Here is a 20,460-nt window from a genome sequence, read left to right on the forward strand (position 1 = left end):
ACCGAAGACGACGGCGACGACCGGGCGCGTATGTGCCATTCGAACGCACTTCCGATGAAGTCGCGATGACGACCCTGCGAGCCTGATCGGCCATGGGGCACTTCCAGATAGGGCGATGTGGCGCGGAATTATGCCGTGCCGGACGGAATATCAACTCCAACGCACCGAATTATCAACGCACGGAGGCTAATTCGATTAGGTGCGAATCGTGAACGGATCCCGGGCGGACCCGGAATAGTCGATCATCACGTTCTGGGTGTAGGTGTACTCGTCGAGTGCGTCGGCGCCGCGCTCACGGCCGTAGCCGCTGCGTTTCACGCCGCCGAACGGAGCCTGCGCGGCCGTGCTGCGGTAGGTGTTCACCCAGACGGTGCCCACCTCCAATTGGTCGACGACCCGGTGCACACGCTCGATGTCACGGCTCCAGACCGCGGCGGCCAAACCGTAGTCGACGTCGTTGGCGATGCGGACGGCGTCCTTCTCGTCCTCGAATGGGATCACCGACAGCACCGGGCCGAAAACCTCCTCGTTCGCGATCCGCATGTCGGGGGTGACATCGCCGAAAATAGTAGGGGCGATGAACAATCCGGTGTCCAGGCGGTCACCGGTGGCGCGACCGCCACCGCAGACCAGTTCGGCGCCCTCGCCGCGGGCGGCGTCGATGAGGCCGAGGATGCGATCGTACTGGGGCCGGTTGGCCGCGGGGCCCATCTCGGTCTCCGGATCGAGCGGGTCGCCGAGCCGGATCGCCGCGGCCCGCGCCGCGATGGCCGCCACCACTTCGTCGTACACCGGCCGCTGCACCAGCAGCCGGGAACCGGCGACGCACGTCTGCCCGGCCGCGGCGAAGATTCCCGAGACCGCGCCGACCACCGCGCGGTCGATATCGGCGTCGGCGAAGACGATGTTCGGCGACTTCCCGCCCAGTTCGAGAGTGACCGGAACCATTCGGCGAGAAGCGGATTCGGCGATGTGCGCGCCGGTGGCGCTGCCGCCGGTGAAACTGATCTTGGCGACTCCCGGATGCGTGACGAGTGCGTCACCGGTCTGCGGGCCGCCGGTGACGACATTGATCACCCCCGGCGGAAAACCGGCTTCGGCGGCCAGCCGGGCGAGTTCGCAGGTGGTGACCGAGGCGTGCTCGGAGGGTTTGACGACCACGGTGTTACCGGCGGCCAGCGCGGGCGGAAGTTTGTTGGCGAGCAGGCCGATCGGCGAGTTCCAGGCGGTGATCAGGGCCGCGACGCCGAACGGCCGCCGCCGCGTGTAGTCGAACAGACCCGGGTTGTCCAACGGGATCGTGCGCCCGTAGATCTTGTCGGCGTATCCGGCGAAGAATCGCAGATTGCGTGCGGCGAAGGCCATCTGGTTACGGGTTTCCCGGATGATCTTGCCGTTGTCGGTGGATTCCATCCGGGCCATCGGTTCGGCCTCGGCCTCGAGCGCGTCGGCCAGTGCGTGCATCAGCGCGGCCCGCCGGACTCCGGGGGTCCTGCGCCAGCCGTCGTGAAAGGCGCGCTGCGCGGCCTCGACCGCTCGGCCGACCTCGGCCGGTGTGGCCTCGGGGACGGTAGCCCAGGCTTCGTCGGTGTAGGGATTGACCGCATCCCGGGTCGCGGTGCCCGCGACGGATTCGCCGTCGATCATCATCATCGCGTTTTTCATCGCGCCTCCTTCGGTTTCGCCGATCCGGCGGCATCGGACCGCGCCGCTTCGGCGGCGTCGCCGCTGCGCAGCAACTGCCGGACGTGCGCCCGGGCCGCGTCGAGATGCGCCGCCATGGCCTCGGCTGCCGCGTCGGCGTCGCGGGCGCGCAGCGCCTCGAGGATCCGGTGGTGTTCGGTGTAGGCGGCCTGCGCGCGGCCCGGGATCCCGCCCGAGCGAGCGCGGGCCAGCTCGAGCTGGGTCGTCACGCCACGGGACGCCTCGACGAGTTTCGGATTGCCGCTCATCTCGAGGATCTGCTCGTGGAAGTCCAGATCGCGCGGGTAGGGCCGACCGGGGTCCGCGATCGCATCCTCGGTGCGCTGCAACAGCTTTGCCAGCTCGTCGATGCGGTCGTCGCTCGCCCGGATCGCCGCCAGGCGCGCCGCGGCGCATTCGAGCGCCTGGCGGACCTCCGACAGATGCTCGATGGCCTGCGGGTCGAAACTGGCCACATAGGTGCCCCGGCCCGCGACGGTGCGCACCAGGCCCTCCGCCCGCAGCGCTTGCAGCGCCTCCCGGATCGGCGGACGGCTGACCTGCAACATCGCCGCCAGCTTGATCTCGTTCAGCCGCTCCCCCGGGGCGAACCGGCCGGACAGGATCTGCTGCCGCAGAATCGGCACGATCTCGTTGACCAGGCGGCGCGGGCGCAACAGCGAACTGTCGAAATCGCCGTGCGGGTGGTCGTTTTCGGTGGTCATGCTGGGACTTCTCCGGTGCTCGTCGGGCTATGGTGGCAGGCTGGGTACGCGGCGCCGCTCATCAGGCGGCGGGCCGTGCGGACGACACCGACCGAGGCCACCGACGCGCACCCGCCCGATCCGATCCGGACGTCGGCGAGGGCGCTCACGGTACCGAGCGGGTGCCCGATCCGCAGCTCACCGGCCGCTGCGCCCGCGCAGGCGTGCGGAATGGTACCGGGCAACTGTGCCGCGGCCGCCAGGCACAGCGCGGCCGTCATCGGCACCGCGCGGTGGACGGCCCCCATCGACACCGCTGTCACCTCGAGATCGCTGGTCGGCGGGCGGCCCGGCGCGACGAGCACGATGCGCGGTACCGTGGGTGAGAGAACCTCTGCCGCACTTGCCTTTTCGACCACTCCGAGCAGGTGTGCGGCAGCGCCGCGGACCTCCTCGACGCGATCCCGCAGCGCGTGGTCGCCGTTGAGTTCGGCGACCGTTCGGGAGTGTGGGACCACCCCGAGATCAGCCGCGCGGACGAAGGCGAAGGCGGCGGTCACATCGACCAGCGACAGCTCGATCGAACCCCCCGGGAGATCGAGGACATCCCGTGCGGAGCCGGTCGGCAGCAGTCGTCCGGTGACCGATCCGCCCGGATCGAGATAACGCGTGGTGATCGGCGCGCCGGGTCGCGGTACACCGGCGATCCGATGCGCCCCCTCGGTGCGGGCGCGACCCGCGTGCACGGGCACTTCCGCCTCGACCCGTACTCCGGTGTTGCGGTTGAGCAACCGCACGCGGGTGACGGGTTCGACCGCGGGAACCAGACCCTCGTCGACCGCGAAAGCCGCGACCGCGGTGGTCAGGTTGCCGCAGTTGGCCCGCCAGTCCACAACGGGCTGATCGATGCCGACCTGCCCGAACCAGTAGCTGATCCACTCACCCGGTCCGGGCTCGACGATCATGACCTTGCTCGTGCTGGAGTAGGTTCCGCCGAGTCCGTCGATCTGCATCGGATCCGGGCTGCCCATCAGGTCCAGGATGAGCGCGTCCCGCAGCGCGCCTGCGGGCGGCAGGTCACGCGAATGCAGGAACAGGCCCTTGCTGGTGCCGCCCCGCATCAGCGTCGCGGGGATCGCGTTGTCCTGCCTCACTTTTCGGGCCCGTCGATCAGGCGCACCACCGCCGTGTGGTAGTTCTCGCCGTATCCCTGCTCGCACAGCCGATTCAGCAGGTCGTGTGCCAGTGTGGCGGCGGGGAGTTCGACTCCGAGTTCGGCGGCGGCGTCCAGGGTGTAGCCGATGTCCTTGCGCATATATGCCGCCGGGAAGATCCCCGTGGGGTGAGTGTCGGGCAACAGCGCGGAACGACCGTGGTTCTCCAACGCGAAACTGGCCGCCGATCCGGAACCCAGCACGTCGAACAGCATCTCGTCGGTGACCAGGCCACTGCGCCGGGCGACGGTCACCGCCTCGGCCAGCGCGACGACGGTCTCGAACACCACCGTGTTGTTGAGCAGTTTCATCAGCGCACCCGCACCGCCCGGACCACAGTGCGTGACATCGGTGCCCATCATGTGCAGCAGCGGGCGCGCCCTGGTGAAATCGGCCGCCGAACCGCCCACCATGATCGCCAATGTGCCTGCTACCGCGGCCTTTCGGGTGCGGGCGACCGGCGCGTCCAGAAAACCGAGCCCTCTGGCCCCGAGGAGACGATGCGCCTCGCGGGATACCTCCACGGGAGTGGTGGACAGATCCACGACCAGGGTTCCGGGCCGCGCCCGGTCGGCCACTCCCCCGTCGCCGTGCAGCACCGAGCTCACCTCCCGGCCGCCGGGAAGCGACAGGAACACCACGTCGGACACCGACGCGACGTCCCCAACGGACGGCGCCAGGCTCGCTCCGGCGTCGACGAGGCGGGCCAGGTTATCGGGGTCGAGATCGAAAACGGTGACCGGGATCCCGGACTTGCGTAGCAGATTCAGGCATTGCGCCGACCCCATGACGCCCAGGCCGATGAATCCCAAGGATGCCGGATTCGAGTTCAGGCCGGACACGACGGGCCCCGGCTACGGGATGCGACGACGACGGCAGAGGCGAAATCGATTGCGCCGCTTGATCGAACGCCGATGTTCGAGGAGTGCATACATCGAGAGTAGATCGAAACCATGCCTACTGTCTACAGGCGACAGAAGACAGTGGATTGTCGATCTTGTTCTGCCAGCAGGAGTTCAGGTCGCCGGTCGGGCCGCCTCCGGCCCATCACCGGTGCGGCGGGCCCGGCCTTCGCCGAGCCCGCCACCTGCGCCTACCGCGAGCGGAACCTCACCCCTTGCTCCGGCAGAGGGATCGGCACACCCGGACCGCGGCTCAGGGCAGGGCGATGTACTTGGTCTCGAGATATTCCTCGATGCCCTCGCAACCGGCTTCCCTGCCCAGACCGGATTCCTTGACTCCGCCGAAGGGGGCGGCGACATCGGAGATCACGCCGCGATTGACGCCGACCATTCCCGACTCCACCGCCTCGGCCACGCGCAGCGCGCGCTCCAGGTTCGTGGTGTAAACGTATGCGGCCAAACCGAATTCGGTGTCATTGGCCGCGTCGATGCCCGCCTGCTCGCCATCGAAGCCGATGATCGCGGCGACCGGCCCGAAGACCTCCTCCCGCAGGATCCGGGCATTCGGCGGAACATCGGCGAGCACGGTGGGTTCGTAGTAGTAGCCCACATCTCCAGCGCGTGCGCCGCCGGTGGCCACGACAGCGCCCTTGGCGACGGCGTCGTCCACGAGTTCCGCGACGGAATTGCGTTGCTTCTCGGTGATCAGCGGTCCGACCTGGACGCCCGGAACATGCCCCGGCCCCATCTCGAGCGACCGCATCCGCTCGGTCAGCCGGGTGGTGAATTCCGCCCGGACCCGGTTGTCGATGTGAAATCGGTTGGCCGCGGTGCACGCCTCGCCGAGGTTACGCATCTTGGCCAGCATCGCGCCCTCGACCGCGGCATCGATGTCGGCGTCGTCGAACACGACGAACGGCGCGTTGCCACCGAGTTCCATCGAGCTGCGCAACATGTTCTCGGCAGCCTTGGCCTGCAACATCTTTCCCACACCCGTCGAGCCGGTGAAGGTGATCTTGCGCAGTCGGCCGTCCGCGAGCAGCGGATCGGTCAGACCGGCCGAATCCGAGGTGGGCAGGATCGACAGCACACCCGCCGGGACTCCGGCCTCGGCGAGCACCCGGCCGAGCAGCAGCATCGTCAGTGGCGTCTCGCCCGCCGGTTTGACGATCATCGTGCACCCGGCCGCGAGGGCGGGTGCGATCTTGCGAGTTGCCATGGCCAGCGGGAAGTTCCACGGAGTGATAGCAAGCGTGGGACCGACGGGCTGCTTGGTCACCAGGATTCGGCCTTTACCCGAGGGCGAATGAGTGTAGCGGCCGTTGATCCGGACGGCCTCCTCGGCGAACCAGCGCAGGAATTCCGCGCCGTACGCGACCTCACCATGGGACTCGGCGAGCGGCTTGCCCATCTCGAGGGTCATCAGCATGGCGAAGTCGTCGGCCGCCCGGATCACCGATTCCCATGCGCTGCGCAGGATTTCGGCGCGTTCGCGGGCCGGGGTCGCGGCCCAGCCCGGCTGCGCGCGGACCGCCTCGTCCAGCGCACGCAGCCCGTCGGCGGCGCGTGCGTCGGCGATCTCGGTCAGCACCTCGCCGGTCGCCGGATTGCGGACCGGGAACCGTCCACCGGAATCCGCCGGTACCTGTTTCCCGGCCAGCCAGAGCTCGGTGGGAACGTCGGTCGACAGTGCTGTCAGATCGGACATCGGTCGGTACTCCTCGATTTTTCGAATTCGACCCCCGAGTCTGTTCCGCGGACCGTACTGAGCGATAGTGCCGTTATGTACAGTCGAATGTCATGGAACTCGACATTTCGTCCACCTCTCGTCGCCCGGCCCTCCGCACGTGAAGCAGCCGGCCGGCGCCTCGGCGGTTTCCCTGGAATGGGTGCTGGCGCAGACCGATCTCGGGTTGGCGTTCGAAGGCGGCGAGGCTGGATTGGATCGCGCGGTGGAACTCGTGCTGACCACCGAGCTCACCGAGCCGTTCGCCTGGCTGTCCGGTGGTGAGCTGGTGCTCACGACCGGCCTGCGCCTGCCGTCCGGCCGCCGGGCGCGCACCGCGTACCTGCGCGGACTGCACGCGTGCGGTGTGGCGGGGCTGGGCTTCGGCACCGGCCTGACCCATCTCGAAGTACCCGCGGAACTGATCCGGATCGCTGACGACATCGGCCTGCCACTCATCGAAGTCCCCCTGCCGACCCCGTTCGCCGCCATCATCAAACGGGTGTCCGGGCGCCTCGCCGAACTGCGCTACCAGGACACGCTGCGTGTCTCGCACGCCCAGCCGAGGATGACCCGCGCGGTCGTCGACGACGGTGCCGCCGCGGTCGTCCGCGAACTCGCCGACTCACTCGGGGGGCGGGTGATCATGCTCGACAACACCGGCGCGGCCGTGCACCTGCACCCCGCGACGCGATCCGCGAATTCGACAGCGCCCCTGCCCGCCGAGGTCCGCACCGCCGACAGCGGAGTGTCCACCGACCCGACCGGCGGAACGGTGACCTGGCAGCAGATCGCCGTCGAACGCAGGCGGTACGGGCAGCTGGTCGCGATCACCGAGACGCCGCTGAGCGATGTCGACCGGATACTCCTCGGACATGCCAGTTCCCTTCTCGCCCTGGACTTCGCGAAGACCGCCCGGCTGGAATCCGCCCGGCGATCGCTGAATACCCGAGCGCTCGAAATCGCTCTGGGCGAGCACCCGAACGCGTCATCCTGGAATCTGCTCGAGGCGGCGGCCGACGAACACGGCCGGGTTCGAGCGATGGCCGTACTGTGCCGCGACGCAGGGGAGGTCGCCACCGTCGGGGACGCGCTCGACGACATCTTCGAGCACCTGGACCGCCCCCAGTTCACGCACGCGACACAGGACCGCGCCATCGTCTTGCTACCAGCGGGCAGCGGCACCGAGCCGGCGAATCTGCTCCTGGATCGACTTCGCAACCCCCTCCGGCGGACGATCCGCGTCGGCATCAGCGCCCAGCATCCACTCCCCCGCCTCACCGACGCCGTCGACGCCGCACTCCTGGCCGCGTCGACCGCCACCCCGGGCGGTGCGCCACTGGAATTCACCACGATGACCGGAACCACGCTCCTTACCTCAGAAGCCAGCCGAAACGTCCTGGAAACCATCGCGTCCGCCGTACTGGAACCTCTTGTCGCACATGACAAGTCACACAGCAGTGAGCTCTTGCTCTCGCTTCGCGCATTCCTCGAGGCCAACGGCCACTGGGAGTCGGCCGCGACGCACCTCGGCATCCACCGGCACACCATGCGCAACCGGCTCGCCACGATCCAATCTCTTCTCAACTGTGACCTGAGCCTGGCTCGCGTGCGCGCGGAACTGCTACTGGCCATTCTCTCCCGGACGACCGTTCGTGCTTGACCAGCCCTGCCTGCACCGACGCCGGATATGCCCACATCGGCATGGTCCGGGTGCCTGATATGTTTCCACTACAATGAGAAATAAATACTCGACCGGAGGTTATGTATTGGGCACGGTGAGGGGTATGACTTCCCGGGTATGCCGATGACGGCTCTCGAGGGCTCGGACCTGCTCATCGCCTCGCTCGCCGAGCACGGCCCCAAGACCGGCGAGGAGGTCCACGACGTCGCCGCGGAGCTGATCCGCGATGGGTCGCTGGCTGTCGGCACCCGGTTACCGACGATCCGCCAGCTCGCGCAACGATCCGGACTCAGCACCCGGGTCATCGTCGCGGCCTGGGGATCGCTGCGCCGTGAGGGACTGATCGAAACCAAGCGCCGGGGTGGCACCGTCGTGGCCGGTGCAGCGGGCGCGGCGTCGCGGTCGTGGGCCGAACGCGATCTGCTGACCGGAAGTCCGGACCACGATCTGCAGCCCGATCTGACCGCCGCGATGCTGGCCGGTTTGCGGACCGAACAGCTCAACAATCCGGGGCGGGAGTACATCACCGATCGCCTCCGCGACGCGATGCTCGCGAATTGGCCGTTCCGGCCCGAGTCGATGGTCACCGCCAGTGGCGGATCGGAAGGACTGTTGCTGGCGGTCGAGGCGGCGGCGGCGCCGAATTCCCTGGTCGCCGTGGAGGAGCCGGTGATACCCGGATTTCTCGACACACTCGCCGAGGTCGGCTGCCGGGTGATCGGGATCGAGTCCGACGAGTGCGGCGCGCGAGCGGAGTCACTGGCCGACGCGCTGCGACAGCGTCCGTCGGTGGTGGTGCTGCAACCCGAGGGCGCGTATTCGGAGGCGGGCTCGCTGACCTCGCAGCGGGCCACCGAACTGGCCGCGGTCCTCGCTGCCGCGGAGCATCGGCCGTGGATCGTCGAGGACGACGCGATCGGGCCGCTGGCACATGCCCAGGCGCCATCGCTGGGCGCGGCCTTTCCCGACACCACCGTGCGGGTGCGCAGTTACTGCAAGGCATACGGCATGGATCTCAAGACCTGCGTGATCGGCGGCAGCGCACATCTCATCGAACGCGCCATCCGGCTGCGCGTGCACGGCATCGCCGCCAACAGCCGCATCCTGCAGAACGCCCTGGTGCACCTGGTATCCGATCCCGATACCCGCGCCGTGGTGGCGACCGCTCGAACGCGTTACCGCACTCGCCGGACCGCGTTGGTCGAGGCGCTGCGCGAGCGGGGAGTCGCGGCCCGGTCCGGGCCGAACAGCCTGGTGGTCTGGGTCGAGGTGAAGGACGAGACCGGCGCGCTGATCGAGTTGGCCCGCCTCGGCATCAGCGTCGGCCCCGGCGCTCGGTCCTTCGTGGGCCAGACCGCTCAGGGCCGGTTGCGGATCGCTGTCCCGCAACTGCCGGACGACCCGCACGGCATCGCGGAACTCGCCGACGCGGTGGCGGCGGTCGCCGGGGCCGTACATCGCGAATTCCTCGACTGAGCGGGAAGCCGCCGGGCCCGGTCCGGCGGCCCCGGTCTCAGGTACAGGTCGTGGATGTCAAGCCGGGCACGATATCCCGCGCGATCCGTTGCAGGCAGTCCATATAGCGGCCGTGTTCGAGGGCGAGCGGCACGTGAAAGAGCCATTCGGTGGCTCGGGCGGCCCATAGCGCATCGGACAGTTCCGCGACGAGACGGTCCGTCCCGGCGCATCGGATCGACAGCTCGCGCCGGTAGCGGTCGGCGTCGCCGAGTTTGCCCGCGTAATAGGCCGGGCTGCGGCGCACGTCTTCGTCGAAGATCGCACGCGCGTCGGCATCGGTCGTGCCCGGCAGGAGCGCGACGGTGGCGCCGATCCGGGGTGTGCTGTCCGGGCCGCGGGCATCGAGGTAGGCGTCGATCAGCCGCTCGACGCCACCGGGGCCGTTCGCCTCCGAATTGGCATGCGGCAGTAGCCCATCCCCCACGCGGGCCGCGCGGCGGGCGGTCTCCACGTTCCCGGTGGACTGCCACACGCGGGCCCGCAGGGAGGCCGGGTCCGGATAGAGCGGCACGTCCGGGGCGACCCTGCCGTGTTCCAGAAGGGAATGCACAGTGGCCAGCCGCTCGGTGTACAGCGTCTCCCGATCGGCTCGATCCAGGCCGAAACCGGCGTAGACGGTCGCGGACAGCCCGAAACCCAGTCCTTTGCCGATGCCGAGTTCCAATCGGCCGCAGGCGATTTCGTCGGTGACCGCGGCGTCTTCCACCAGGCGCACCGGGTTCTCGAACGGCAGCGCCACCACGCCGCTGCCCAGACGTATCCGCTCGGTGTGCTGGGCCACCGCCGCCAGCAGCGGGAATACCGTCGGCAGCGCGGCGTGGTGCGCGGCGAAGTGCCGGGTGGCGAACCAGATGGTGGCGAAACCCAGGCGTTCGGCCTCGACGGCGACGGCGATGGCGCGGCGGTAGATGTCCGCGGCGGGCGGGCCGGTGCGGACCTGTACGAACAGCGACCACCGGCGGGTGTCGAGGTGGGTCGTCGCGCTCACAGTCCGTAGTGTCCTCGTAGCGTGCGTGCGGTGTACTCGGTGCGGAACAGCCCGCGTCGCCGCAGAATCGGCACCACCGTGTCCACGAAGGTGCCCAGCCCGGAAGGCAATTCATCGATCATCAGGTTGAATCCGTCGCAGGCCCCGGAGCGATACCAGCTCTCGATGTGATCGGCGACCTGCTCCGGCGCGCCGACTATCGTCGCGTGCAGTCCGCCGGTGGCCAGCAGCCGGGCCGCTCCCCTGGTGTCCAGGCCGCGCTCGCGCACGAACGTCAGGAACACCGCACGCTGCCCGCGTGATCCGGCGGCCTCCGGCGGCACCCTGTCCCACAGGATCGGCCCGTTCAGGTCGAGATCGTCCTGCGCGACCCCGAGGCGGTCGGCGAGGTTGGCCAGCTGCACGTGATCGGGAATCAGGTCGGCGAGCTCGCGTTCCCGTGCGCGAGCGGCCGCCTCGGTGTCGGCCAGGACGATGATCAGGCCGGGCAGCAGCTTGATCGTGTCCGGATTCCGGCCTGCGGCCGTCGCGAGCGCGCGTATCTCCTCGCGCCGGCGCCGGGCCGAATTCGCATCGGCGTGCGCGGTGTAGACCGCGTCGGCGGTCCGGGCGCCGAGCGCGACCCCGTGTGTGGAGGCTCCCGCCTGGATCAGCACCGGCCTGCCGTCGGACAGCGGCGGCGCCTTCAACGGTCCCGCCACGCGAAAGTGCTTGCCGGAGTGGTCGATCGGGCGAACCTGCGCGGGGTCCAGATAGCGGCCGGTGCTCCGGTCCGCGACCAGGGCGCCCGGCGACCACGAATCCCACAGCGCGGCAACCACATCCAGGAACTCCTCGGCCCGCTCGTACCGCAGCGCCTTGGCGGGCGCTTCGTCGAGCGAATAGTTGCGGGCCGCGGCGTCACCGCCGGTGACCACGACGTTCCACCCGGCGCGGCCGTGCGAAACCGCGGCCAGCGCGGCGAACTGGCGGGCCAGGTTGTACGGGTCGCTGTACGACGTGGTCGCGGTGGCGATGAGGCCGATGCGTTCGGTGTGCGCCGAGAGCACCGAATGCGCCACGATCGGGTCGAGCAACCGGCTCGGCGCATTCCAGTCCTTGGCGTGCAGGTCCGGCGCGTCGGCCAGGAACACCGCGTCGAGCAGGCCGCGCTCGGCGATTCGCGCGACCTCGACGTAGTGCTCGATCGACACGAAATGCGCTCCCGGACGGTCGGATCGACGCCACGGGCTGCCGATCACGCCGCCGGGAATGAGATTCGCGTTGAGGATGACATGGCCGCCCTCGCGCGTGCTCATGCGTTCCGGCCCGTCGAACGGGAACCGGATTCGTCCGCCGCCACCGTGACCGAATCGCGCGGCGCGGCGAGACTGTCCCGGATCACGAGCCGGGCCGGATCCGCGGCCCACTGCGACAGCGAACCGGGATAGAGCGCCGCGTCCACTCCGAGAGTGGCCAGCACGAGCACCTGCAGGGCGGCGGCGACGCCACTGCCGCAGTAGCACGCCACCGGCGAACCGGTGTCGAACACTCCGAATTCGCGATACCGGTCGACCAGCCGCGCGTGGTCGCGCAGCCTGCCCTCGGCGGTGAGGTCGTCGTGCACCGGGGCGCTCACCGCGCCGGGGATGTGGCCGATCGACCCGTTCCGGCCCAGGTAGTCGGGAACCGCGCGGGCGTCGAGCAGGGCACCGCGCTGGGCCACCGGCGTGATCTGGTCGATGTCGACGGTCGGCAGCGATCCCGGCAGCGCGATGACGTCACCGTCGCCGGGCGCGGGATCGCCCGCGCTCAGTACGCCGCCGCCGGACACCCAGGCCGACAGCCCGCCGTCGAGCAGTCGAACGTCGGCCAGGCCGGCCCAGCGCAGCACCCACCACGCGCGAGCAGCGGCGGTCGAGCTCGAATCGTCGTAGACCACAACCGAACTGCGCGAGGTGATACCCCAACGATGGAACGCGCTGGTCAGGTCGGCGGCCTCGGGCAGCGGCCGTGCGCCGGACCGGCCGGTGACCGGTCCGGCCAGGTCCTCGTCGAGGTCGGCGAAATGGGCTCCCGGCAGGTGCCCGCGCCGGTAGCGGTCGCGGTCGGCCCGCCCGTCGGGGCCGATCCGGACATCCAGCAGCACCAGATCGGGTGGCGGCGCGCCGATCAGATCGTCGGCGCTGACCAGGTGGGCGGAACGTTCGTCGCTCATCGGCAGCGGTGTCCCTTCGAATCGAACGTGATCATCGGACGAAGTTATGCGCACAACTACCGTGGAAACATAATTTGGCTCTGGCTGATTTATCCGGTTACAAAACGATCCACTCGAATATATGTTTCACATCCATGTCCGGCGACGAGGATCCAGGAGTGAACCGATGACCGATCTGGCCCCGAGCAGGATCGTCAGCACAACGTGGCTGGCGGACCGTTCGGCCGAGGAGAACGTCGTGGTCGTCGAGGTCACCGACGACCCCGCCCACGACGGTCGATCCGGCGTCATCCCCGGCGCGCACGCGGTCTTCTGGAAAGACCTGCTCTGGCACGCGACGCGGCGGGAGTTCGCCACCGCCGACACACTGGCCGAGCGGTTGCGGGCACTGGGCGCGGGCGCCGGATCGATGGTCGTGTTAGCGGGTGATCCGCCCCAGTTCGCCGCCTACGCCCTGTGGGTCGCCACGGCGGTCGGCGTGGGAGGTTCACTGCGTTATCTCGACGGCGGGCTGCCCGCATGGCGACGCGACGCCGCGGCCGGGGTCCACCGATTCCACCGGGCGGGCGCGGCGGATGTCGCGACCCCGCTTCCGGTCGTCACGCCGTCACCATCAGTGGTCATCGACCGTGACGGTGTCCGCGATGCGCTGCACACCAGCACTGTCATCGTGGATCTGCGCTCACCCGAGGAGTATTCGGGTGCGCGGGTCGCCCCCAGCCAGGAGCCGATCGATCACGGCGCACAGCGGCACGGCCGCATCCCCGGAGCCAGGCCACTGCATGTGCGCGAACTGCTCGACGCGAGCGGCAGAATCCTGCCACCGGACGAATTACGCTCGCGGATAAGCGAACTCGATGCCGAGAACGCGCCTGAGCTGGTGTTCTACTGCCGCCTGTCACACCGTGCCGCACTCGGCTGGCTGGTATTCACCGATCTGCTGCACGACCCGCGAGTTCGCGTGTACGACGGATCCTGGACCGAGTGGGGGAGCATCGTCGGCGCTCCCATCGAGCGATGAGCGCCGCCGCGCGCCGGGCGCTGCTGCGCCGCGCCTTCGCCGTCACCGCGTCGCTGGCCGGGACAGCCTGGGCGGCAGTCACTCTCGCGTTCGCGGCCGTGCATCTGGCGCCGGGCGACCCGGTCACCGCGATCATGGGCGATTCCGGCGATCCGGACCAGCGCGTGCGGGTCGAGCGGGAATGGGGCCTGGACCGTCCGCTCCTGGCCCAGTACGGGCACTATCTGATCCGCTTGGCGCACGGCGACCTCGGCTATTCGTATGTGCGCGGCGAGCCGGTCACCCAGGTCCTGTTCGACCAGGAATTCACGGCTACCGCGCGCCTGGCGGGTGTCGCCGCGCTGTTCGTCCTGCTGCTCGCGCCGACGCTGGCCGTCGCGACCGCCGGACGCGGCGGCCCGTTCGCCCGCGCGGTCAGCGGCGCGGAACTGACTCTCGCCTCCGCGCCGACCTTCTGGCTCGGCCTGATCCTGATCTGGATCTTCGCCTTCACCCTGCATGTTCTGCCGGTCACCTCGGGCGGCGAATCGCAACGAATCGTCCTGCCGGGCCTGACGCTCGCGCTACCGATCGCGGCGGTGCTCGCGCAGGTGATGCGGGTCGGCATCGAACGCGCGCTCGAGCAGCCGTTCGCGGTGACCGCCCGCGCCCGCGGCATCGGCGAGACCCGGCTGCGGTTCCGACACGGATTGCGGCACTCGCTGATTCCCGCCGCGACCCTCGCGGGCTGGGCGGTCGGCGGCCTGCTCACCGGGACCGTGGTGGTCGAGGAGGTGTTCGGCCGCGCCGGGCTGGGGCGGGTGACCGTCGAGGCGGTCACCTACAAGGATCTGCCCGTGGTGCTGGGCGTCGCCCTGCTCACCGCCGCGATCTACCTCGCGGCGACGGTCGCCATCGAGATCGCCTACCTCTGGATAGACCCACGGCTGCAAAGGGATTCGAGATGACATCCACCATCGGCGCACTTCGCCGCCGGGCCGTCGCGCGCCGGCCGGCCTCGATCGGTTTGCTGCTGGCCCTGGTGTTCCTGGCGCTGGTTGTGATCGCAGCCGTCCGGCCGGAACTGTTCGCGCCCGCCGACCCCCTGCGCGTGGACCTGACGCACACCGACGCGGCCCCGTCCTTCGGACATCCGCTCGGCACCGATCAGCTGGGCCGCGGCGTATGGACCCGCCTGGTGCACGGAACTCGCCTGTCGCTGTTCATCGGAGCGGCCGCCACGACGGTCGCGGTGGTCATCGGCGTACCGCTAGGCCTGCTGGCCGGATTGGGCAACCGGGTCCTGGACGCCGCGCTGTCACGGCTGTTCGATCTGTTCGGCGCATTTCCCGAGATTCTGCTGGCATTGGTGCTCATCGCCATCGTCGGGAGTGGAACCACGAATCTCGTGGTGGCCATCGGTGTCGCGGCGGCTCCGCGGTTCGCCCGCGTCATGCGCGCGGAGACCAAGGTGGTCGTCGAATCCGAATACCTCACGCAGGCCCGATTGCTCATCCGATCGCGTGCGCTGCTCGTGCTGCGCCATGTGCTGCCCAACGCGATCGGCACGCTGCCGGTGCTGATCACCCTCGGACTCGGAACCGCGATCCTGGGCACCGCGGCGTTGAGTTTCCTGGGCTTCGGACCGCAACCGCCCACGCCCGAATGGGGCGCCATGTTGGCCGAGTCCCGCGACGATCTGCGGATCGCCTGGTGGTCCGCGCTGTTCCCCGGCGTCGCGATCACCGCGACCGTCATCGCCACCACCGCCGTCGGTCACGAGGTCCGGCGCCGGTTCGAACGACGGGAGGGACGATGACCACCACGACCGGAACACCCGGCGCGGTCGCCACCGACACCGTGCTGCACGTCGAGAATCTGCGGATCGGCTTCGGCGCCGACGAGGTCGTGCGCGGCGTGGACCTGTCCCTGCGGCGCGGCGAGGTACTCGCGATCGTCGGCGAATCGGGGTCGGGCAAATCGGTCACCACCCGCAGCCTCGCCGGTCTCGCCGGGGCGGGGACCCGGGTGCGCGCCGACCGATTCGAGATATTCGGCGCGGACGCGCTGGGCTACACCGAATCACGTTGGCGCACAGTGCGAGGACACCGGATCGGACTGATCCTGCAGGATGCGCTGACCGCCCTCGATCCGCTGCGGAGGGTCGAGCAGGAGATCGCCGAGGGTCTGCTCGACGTGCCGCGACGCGAACGTACCGGCCGGATCGAAAGGCTGCTGACCGCGGTCGGCATCGCCGACCCGCGGACCACACGCCGCCAGCGCCCCTTCCGCCTGTCCGGCGGCCAGCGCCAGCGTGCCCTGATCGCCTCGGCCCTGGCCGGAGATCCGGAACTGCTGATCGCCGACGAACCGACGACCGCGCTGGACGTCACCGTCCAGGCCCAGGTTCTCGAACTGATCGTCGCGCAGGCCCGCAGCGGCCGCGCGGTGATCCTGGTCAGTCACGATCTCGCGGTCGTCTCCTCGATCGCGGACCGCGTGCTGGTTATGCGTGCGGGCCGGGTCGTGGAGCAAGGGCCGACGCGGCGGGTGATCGACGAACCCGCCCACGAGTACACCCGCTCGCTGATCGCCGCGATCCCGTCCGGCTCGGGTCGTCCCCCGGCCCCGGCCGGGCGAGCGCCGGTTCTGAGCGTGACGAACCTGGCCAAGTCGTACCGGGTGCGGGGCAAGCGAACAATCGCGGCCGAAGAGGTGAGCTTCGAGATCGCGGAGGGCGAAGTGCTCGGCATCGTCGGCGAATCCGGCTCCGGGAAATCGACCATCGCCGCGCTGTCCACCGGACTGCTGGCCCCTGACGCCGGTGCGGTCGTCTTCCTGGGCGAGCCGCTCACGCCGCGGACCCGCCGACCCGGCTCGATCGGTGTGGTGGCCCAGGATTCGGTGGGCTCGTTCGATCCGCGGTACCGGGTCGGGGAGATCATCGGCGAGAGTGTGGCCACGGTCGTTCCCGGCCGGGCGGCCCGCACCGCCGAGGTGCGGCGTCTGCTCGACGCCGTCCAGCTGCCGGAATCGGTGGCCGAGCGTCATCCGCGCGAACTGTCCGGCGGCCAGCGCCAGCGGGTCAACATCGCGCGCGCCCTGGGCTCACGCCCCCGGCTGGTGGTCTGCGACGAGCCGGTGTCCGCGCTGGACATCTCGGTGCAGGCGCAGATCCTCGAGCTGCTGCGCGATCTCACCGAAAATGCCGAACTGGCAATGCTTTTCATCTCCCACGACCTCGCTGTCGTCCGCCAGGTCTGCCACCGCGTCCTGGTGCTGCACCGCGGCCGGGTGCAGGAGCAGGGCACGGCCGAGCAGATCTTCGAGGCGCCATCCCACCCCTACACGCGCCGTCTTCTGGACGCGATTCCCCAACTCTGACCCCGCTGCCCCGCCGCATCCGAAAGGCACCGCCGTTGCGTTCCATGCTCTTTCGTCTCACCTGTGCCATCGCCAGTGCCCTGCTGGTCCTGACCACGAGCGCATGCTCCGGGGACACCGGCTCCGGCGGCTCGTACGGCCCGTCCGGCCGCCCGGGGGCCGGCGGGACCTTCACCCTGGCTCTCGACCAATTCCCCGACCGCGGTCTCAACCCGCACTACGGCGCGGCCTTCGACGCGGAACAGGTGCTGCGCAACTGCTACGACAGCCTGATCTCCGAGGACGCGCACGAGAACTTCCACCCTTGGCTGGCAACCTCGTGGACGGTGTCACCGGACGGCCGGGTCTACGACTTCCACCTGCGCCAGGACGTCACCTTCCACGACGGCGAGAAATTCGACGCCCAAGCGGTCAAGACCAATATCGACCTGCTTCGCGACCCGCACTACCCGTCCTGGACAACCCTCGGGGTCCTGCAGTACTCCAGCGTGAGCGCGGTCGACGTGCTCGATCCGTACCTGGTGCGGATCACCCTGTCCACGCCGCGCGCGGACCTGCTGTCCACACTGGCGGGCCTGAGCGGTGCGATGGTCGCTCCGAACACCCTGCACGCGGACAATCCGACATTGATCGCGGGGAACGGCCTGGTCGGATCCGGTCCGTTCGTCATCGACCGGGTGGTGCACGGGCAGGAGATCCGCTTCCGCAAGAACCCCGCCTATCACTGGGGCCCGGCCACGGCCCGGCATCAGGGCCCGGCCCATCTCGACACGCTGGTGGTCCGGTATGTTCCGCAGGCTTCCGTGCGCGCCGAACTGCTGGGCAGTCACGAGGTGGACGCGATCGGCACCGTCAAGGCGACCGATATCCCGCTGTTCCGCGGCGTCGACGGATTCCAGTACGCGCAAACGGGTTCGGCGGCGGCCACCACGGTCATCATGCTCAATCTCACGCACGGGCCGACCACCGATCCCCGGGTCCGCGACGCCATCGCGCACGGTGTCGATCTCACGGCGATCATCGACGCGGTGACCCGGCGCAGCCAGGGCCGCGCGTGGAGCCTGATCTCCCCGGACAGCAAGTACTTCGACCCCCGATACGACAACGCCACCCCGCCGAATCCGCGACGTGCCCGCGACCTGCTCGACGCGGCGGGCTGGAAAACGCACGGCGGCAGTGCGATTCGCGCGAACGACCGGGGCGAGCCGCTACGCGTCCGGCTCCTGGCGACCATCCCGACCTATCCACTCGACGACGTGCTCAAGGCGTGGCAGGCCGAATTGCGCCAGGAACTCGGCGTCGACGTGGAATCGCAGTACGTCGAGAACGCACAGGTCTACGACCTGCTCGCGCGCGACGACTACGAAGCGTTCCCCCGGCAGGTCGGCGGCCTGGACCTCTCGCTGCAGCTCAACCGCGCGTTCGGCTCGACCACACCGGACCTGAAGTACGGCCAGGTGGACGGCATCACCCTCGGATCCATCGTGGCCGGTGCCAAACTCGCCGACCCGACGGTCGATCGATGGCTGCTCGCCGCCACCGAGACCACCGATCCGAATCAGCGAAAGACGTTGTTCGACAACGTAACCCACTACATCCTCGACAACTCCGTGGCGATCCCGCTGTACACCGACCGGAACAGCGTGGCCGCGACGTCCACCGTATTCAACCTCGACACGCTGTTCGATCCACCCCGAAACGTGGCGAACGGATGGTCCTACGACATCGCGGTCCGGACCGAATAGCCGTTACCCCCACGACATTTCCACCCCGGAAAGGAAACCTCATGTCCGTCAGGCTCGAGGAATTGTCGTTCGACCGCAACATACCCCGTGGCATCGTGCACCGGGAATCCATCGCCGAGGTCTTCCTCACCGATGCCCGGCCAACCGCCGAGGGCGCGACGTTCGCGGCCCAATTGCCGCGCAACCACTCATATTTCAGCGACCATCGCGGCACCGCCACCACCTACGATCCGCTGCTGCTGATCGAGATCTTCCGTCAGGTCGCGATCTACTACGCGCATGCCTTCCTCGGCGTCGATCGCGCCGAGAAGTTCATCTTCAGCGCGGCGGATTTCGAAATCCTGGACCAGGACACGCTGCGCATCGGGGCGTGCCCGGGGCACTGCGTGATCGAGGCGAGAGTCGTGCGCCAGAAGACCCGCGAGGGCGCGGTCATCGGGCAGACGCTGGAGATGGTAGCCGCCATCGAGGGCAAGGTCGCGGCCCGCGAGGAGATGACGTATCAGTGGATGCCCGGCGAGGTCTGGCGGCGGATCCGCCAGCGCGGCCGCGAAAGCCTGGGTCTCACACCGGAATACAGCATCCCATCGGTGAGCCACGTGGCCCGGATGCGGCCCGGGTCGGTGGGCAGGCACAACCCGCGCAACGCCATACTGGCCAACCCCGAGCTCGCCGGCGGGGAACTGCGGGCACTGACGATCATCGATATCAATCACCCATCCCTGTTCGATCACGCGCTAGACCACGTCCCGGGCATGCTGCAGTTCGAGGCGGCCCGCCAGGTGGCGATGGCGGCGGCCAACGCCACGCTGGGGCTGGACACCAGCCGGATGGTCATGCACCGATTACGGATCGAGTTCACCAGATTCGGTGAGTTCGAACGCGATACGCTCGCGCACTCCTCGGTGCGGCCCGATGACGACGGCCACGGCGCACTCGCGGATGTCGACCTGCGCCAGGGCGAGGATTCGATCGCCTCGGGATGGGTGCATCTCAAGCTGCAGCCGGTCGACGTCTGGACGATGGTCCAGTGAGCGGCGCGACACCCATCGGCCCGAACCCGTTCCTGTGGTTCGACTTCGGCGGCGTGCTCTCGCCGTCGCTGCCGGACCTGTTCGGGCGCTACGAGCGCGAGACGGGCATCCCGGTCGCGACACTGCAACGGGCCATCGCCGCGGTCGGCGCGGAATACCGGCTGCCGCCGCTGGCCCCGATCGAGCTGGCACTGCTGGACGAGCGCACCTGGGTGCGCAAGTTGCACGCCGCCATCCGCTCGTGGGATCCGGAGCTGGATCTCTCGCGCAGCGAACCGGACTTCGGGCGGCAGTGGTTCGCCGGGCACGTGGTGAACGCGAAGATCAGGGATCTGGTCGTCGAGCTGGCCGATGCCGGATTGCGCGTCGGCGTGCTCAGCAACAACGTGGTGGAGTGGGAACCGTACTGGCGGCCCATGATCGGACTCGACGACGTGGTCACCGATCTGGTCGACTCGTGCAAGGTCGGCTTCCGCAAACCCGACCCGGAGATCTTCGCGCTGGCCGCCGAACGCAACGGCCTCGATCCGCGGGAGTGTCTGCTGGTCGATGATCTGGCGGAGAACTGCCGGGCGGCCGAGCGGGCCGGTTGGACGGCCATCCGATTCGACGACACCGATCAGGCCATCCGTGATGTCCGCGCCGCCGTGGCCGCCCGCTCTCCGGCCTGAGCGGCGCGGC

17 protein-coding genes are annotated in these 20,460 nt (G+C 69.1%); 9 read left to right on the plus strand and 8 right to left on the minus strand.

Translation table 11 applies throughout. The features are described from left to right. Window positions 1–195 precede the first annotated feature (195 nt). From NM2_RS22785 to NM2_RS22805, 5 genes are all read right to left on the minus strand, one after another. Entirely contained in the window at window positions 196–1,665 is a 1,470-nt protein-coding gene (locus tag NM2_RS22785) for an aldehyde dehydrogenase (protein ID WP_067672405.1), read from the minus strand. Continuing rightward, complete coding sequence (locus NM2_RS22790; RefSeq protein ID WP_067672408.1) at window positions 1,662–2,408, minus strand: GntR family transcriptional regulator; 747 nt, start codon at window positions 2,406–2,408, stop codon at window positions 1,662–1,664. The genes NM2_RS22785 and NM2_RS22790 overlap by 4 nt, the downstream gene beginning before the upstream one ends. After that, window positions 2,405–3,541 (minus strand): PrpF domain-containing protein, encoded by a 1,137-nt coding sequence (locus NM2_RS22795; protein ID WP_169816223.1) that lies wholly within the window; start codon window positions 3,539–3,541, stop codon window positions 2,405–2,407. The genes NM2_RS22790 and NM2_RS22795 overlap by 4 nt, the downstream gene beginning before the upstream one ends. Then, window positions 3,538–4,443, minus strand: coding sequence for an NAD(P)-dependent oxidoreductase (locus NM2_RS22800; RefSeq protein ID WP_157121246.1), 906 nt, complete (start codon window positions 4,441–4,443; stop codon window positions 3,538–3,540). The genes NM2_RS22795 and NM2_RS22800 overlap by 4 nt, the downstream gene beginning before the upstream one ends. 313 nt (window positions 4,444–4,756) lie before the next feature. Next, on the minus strand, window positions 4,757–6,211 hold the full coding sequence (locus tag NM2_RS22805; RefSeq protein ID WP_067672411.1) for an NAD-dependent succinate-semialdehyde dehydrogenase: 1,455 nt from the start codon (window positions 6,209–6,211) through the stop codon (window positions 4,757–4,759). A gap of 139 nt (window positions 6,212–6,350) precedes the next feature. Here NM2_RS22805 and NM2_RS22810 point away from each other — a divergent pair, with 139 nt between their 5' ends. Beyond that, entirely contained in the window at window positions 6,351–7,892 is a 1,542-nt protein-coding gene (locus NM2_RS22810; protein WP_245718169.1) for a PucR family transcriptional regulator, read from the plus strand. Window positions 7,893–8,036: 144 nt separating this feature from the next. After that, window positions 8,037–9,389, plus strand: coding sequence for an aminotransferase class I/II-fold pyridoxal phosphate-dependent enzyme (locus tag NM2_RS22815; RefSeq protein ID WP_067672598.1), 1,353 nt, complete (start codon window positions 8,037–8,039; stop codon window positions 9,387–9,389). Window positions 9,390–9,426: 37 nt separating this feature from the next. Here NM2_RS22815 and NM2_RS22820 read toward each other — a convergent pair whose 3' ends face one another. From NM2_RS22820 to NM2_RS22830, 3 genes are read right to left on the minus strand one after another with little or no spacing between them, the layout of a single operon-like run. Continuing rightward, the gene (locus NM2_RS22820; RefSeq protein ID WP_067672414.1) at window positions 9,427–10,419 is read right to left on the minus strand and encodes an LLM class flavin-dependent oxidoreductase; all 993 of its coding nucleotides are present in this window, start codon (window positions 10,417–10,419) and stop codon (window positions 9,427–9,429) included. Beyond that, the gene (locus NM2_RS22825) at window positions 10,416–11,717 is read right to left on the minus strand and encodes an NtaA/DmoA family FMN-dependent monooxygenase (protein WP_067672417.1); all 1,302 of its coding nucleotides are present in this window, start codon (window positions 11,715–11,717) and stop codon (window positions 10,416–10,418) included. Before NM2_RS22825 ends, NM2_RS22820 begins: the two co-directional genes overlap by 4 nt. Further along, entirely contained in the window at window positions 11,714–12,616 is a 903-nt protein-coding gene (locus NM2_RS22830; RefSeq protein WP_067672420.1) for a sulfurtransferase, read from the minus strand. Before NM2_RS22830 ends, NM2_RS22825 begins: the two co-directional genes overlap by 4 nt. Before the next feature lie 166 nt (window positions 12,617–12,782). Between NM2_RS22830 and NM2_RS22835 the strand changes: the two genes are divergently transcribed. The 7 genes from NM2_RS22835 to NM2_RS22865 are packed head-to-tail and all read left to right on the plus strand — an operon-like array spanning window position 12,783 to window position 20,450. Further along, the gene (locus NM2_RS22835; RefSeq protein ID WP_067672423.1) at window positions 12,783–13,637 is read left to right on the plus strand and encodes a sulfurtransferase; all 855 of its coding nucleotides are present in this window, start codon (window positions 12,783–12,785) and stop codon (window positions 13,635–13,637) included. Then, window positions 13,634–14,584, plus strand: coding sequence for an ABC transporter permease (locus NM2_RS22840; protein ID WP_067672426.1), 951 nt, complete (start codon window positions 13,634–13,636; stop codon window positions 14,582–14,584). The genes NM2_RS22835 and NM2_RS22840 overlap by 4 nt, the downstream gene beginning before the upstream one ends. After that, complete coding sequence (locus tag NM2_RS22845) at window positions 14,581–15,435, plus strand: ABC transporter permease (RefSeq protein WP_067672429.1); 855 nt, start codon at window positions 14,581–14,583, stop codon at window positions 15,433–15,435. The genes NM2_RS22840 and NM2_RS22845 overlap by 4 nt, the downstream gene beginning before the upstream one ends. After that, window positions 15,432–17,000: an ATP-binding cassette domain-containing protein gene (locus NM2_RS22850; protein ID WP_067672432.1), complete on the plus strand. Its 1,569-nt coding sequence runs from the start codon at window positions 15,432–15,434 to the stop codon at window positions 16,998–17,000. The genes NM2_RS22845 and NM2_RS22850 overlap by 4 nt, the downstream gene beginning before the upstream one ends. A 44-nt stretch (window positions 17,001–17,044) precedes the next feature. Next, on the plus strand, window positions 17,045–18,745 hold the full coding sequence (locus tag NM2_RS22855; protein ID WP_067672435.1) for an ABC transporter substrate-binding protein: 1,701 nt from the start codon (window positions 17,045–17,047) through the stop codon (window positions 18,743–18,745). A gap of 41 nt (window positions 18,746–18,786) precedes the next feature. Then, window positions 18,787–19,779, plus strand: coding sequence for an AfsA-related hotdog domain-containing protein (locus NM2_RS49255; RefSeq protein WP_067672438.1), 993 nt, complete (start codon window positions 18,787–18,789; stop codon window positions 19,777–19,779). Next, entirely contained in the window at window positions 19,776–20,450 is a 675-nt protein-coding gene (locus NM2_RS22865; RefSeq protein ID WP_245718170.1) for an HAD family hydrolase, read from the plus strand. The genes NM2_RS49255 and NM2_RS22865 overlap by 4 nt, the downstream gene beginning before the upstream one ends. The last annotated feature ends 10 nt before the right edge of the window (window positions 20,451–20,460 follow it).

The sequence above is a fragment of the Nocardia miyunensis NBRC 108239 genome, assembly GCF_001613065.1.
GTDB lineage: Bacteria > Actinomycetota > Actinomycetes > Mycobacteriales > Mycobacteriaceae > Nocardia > Nocardia miyunensis.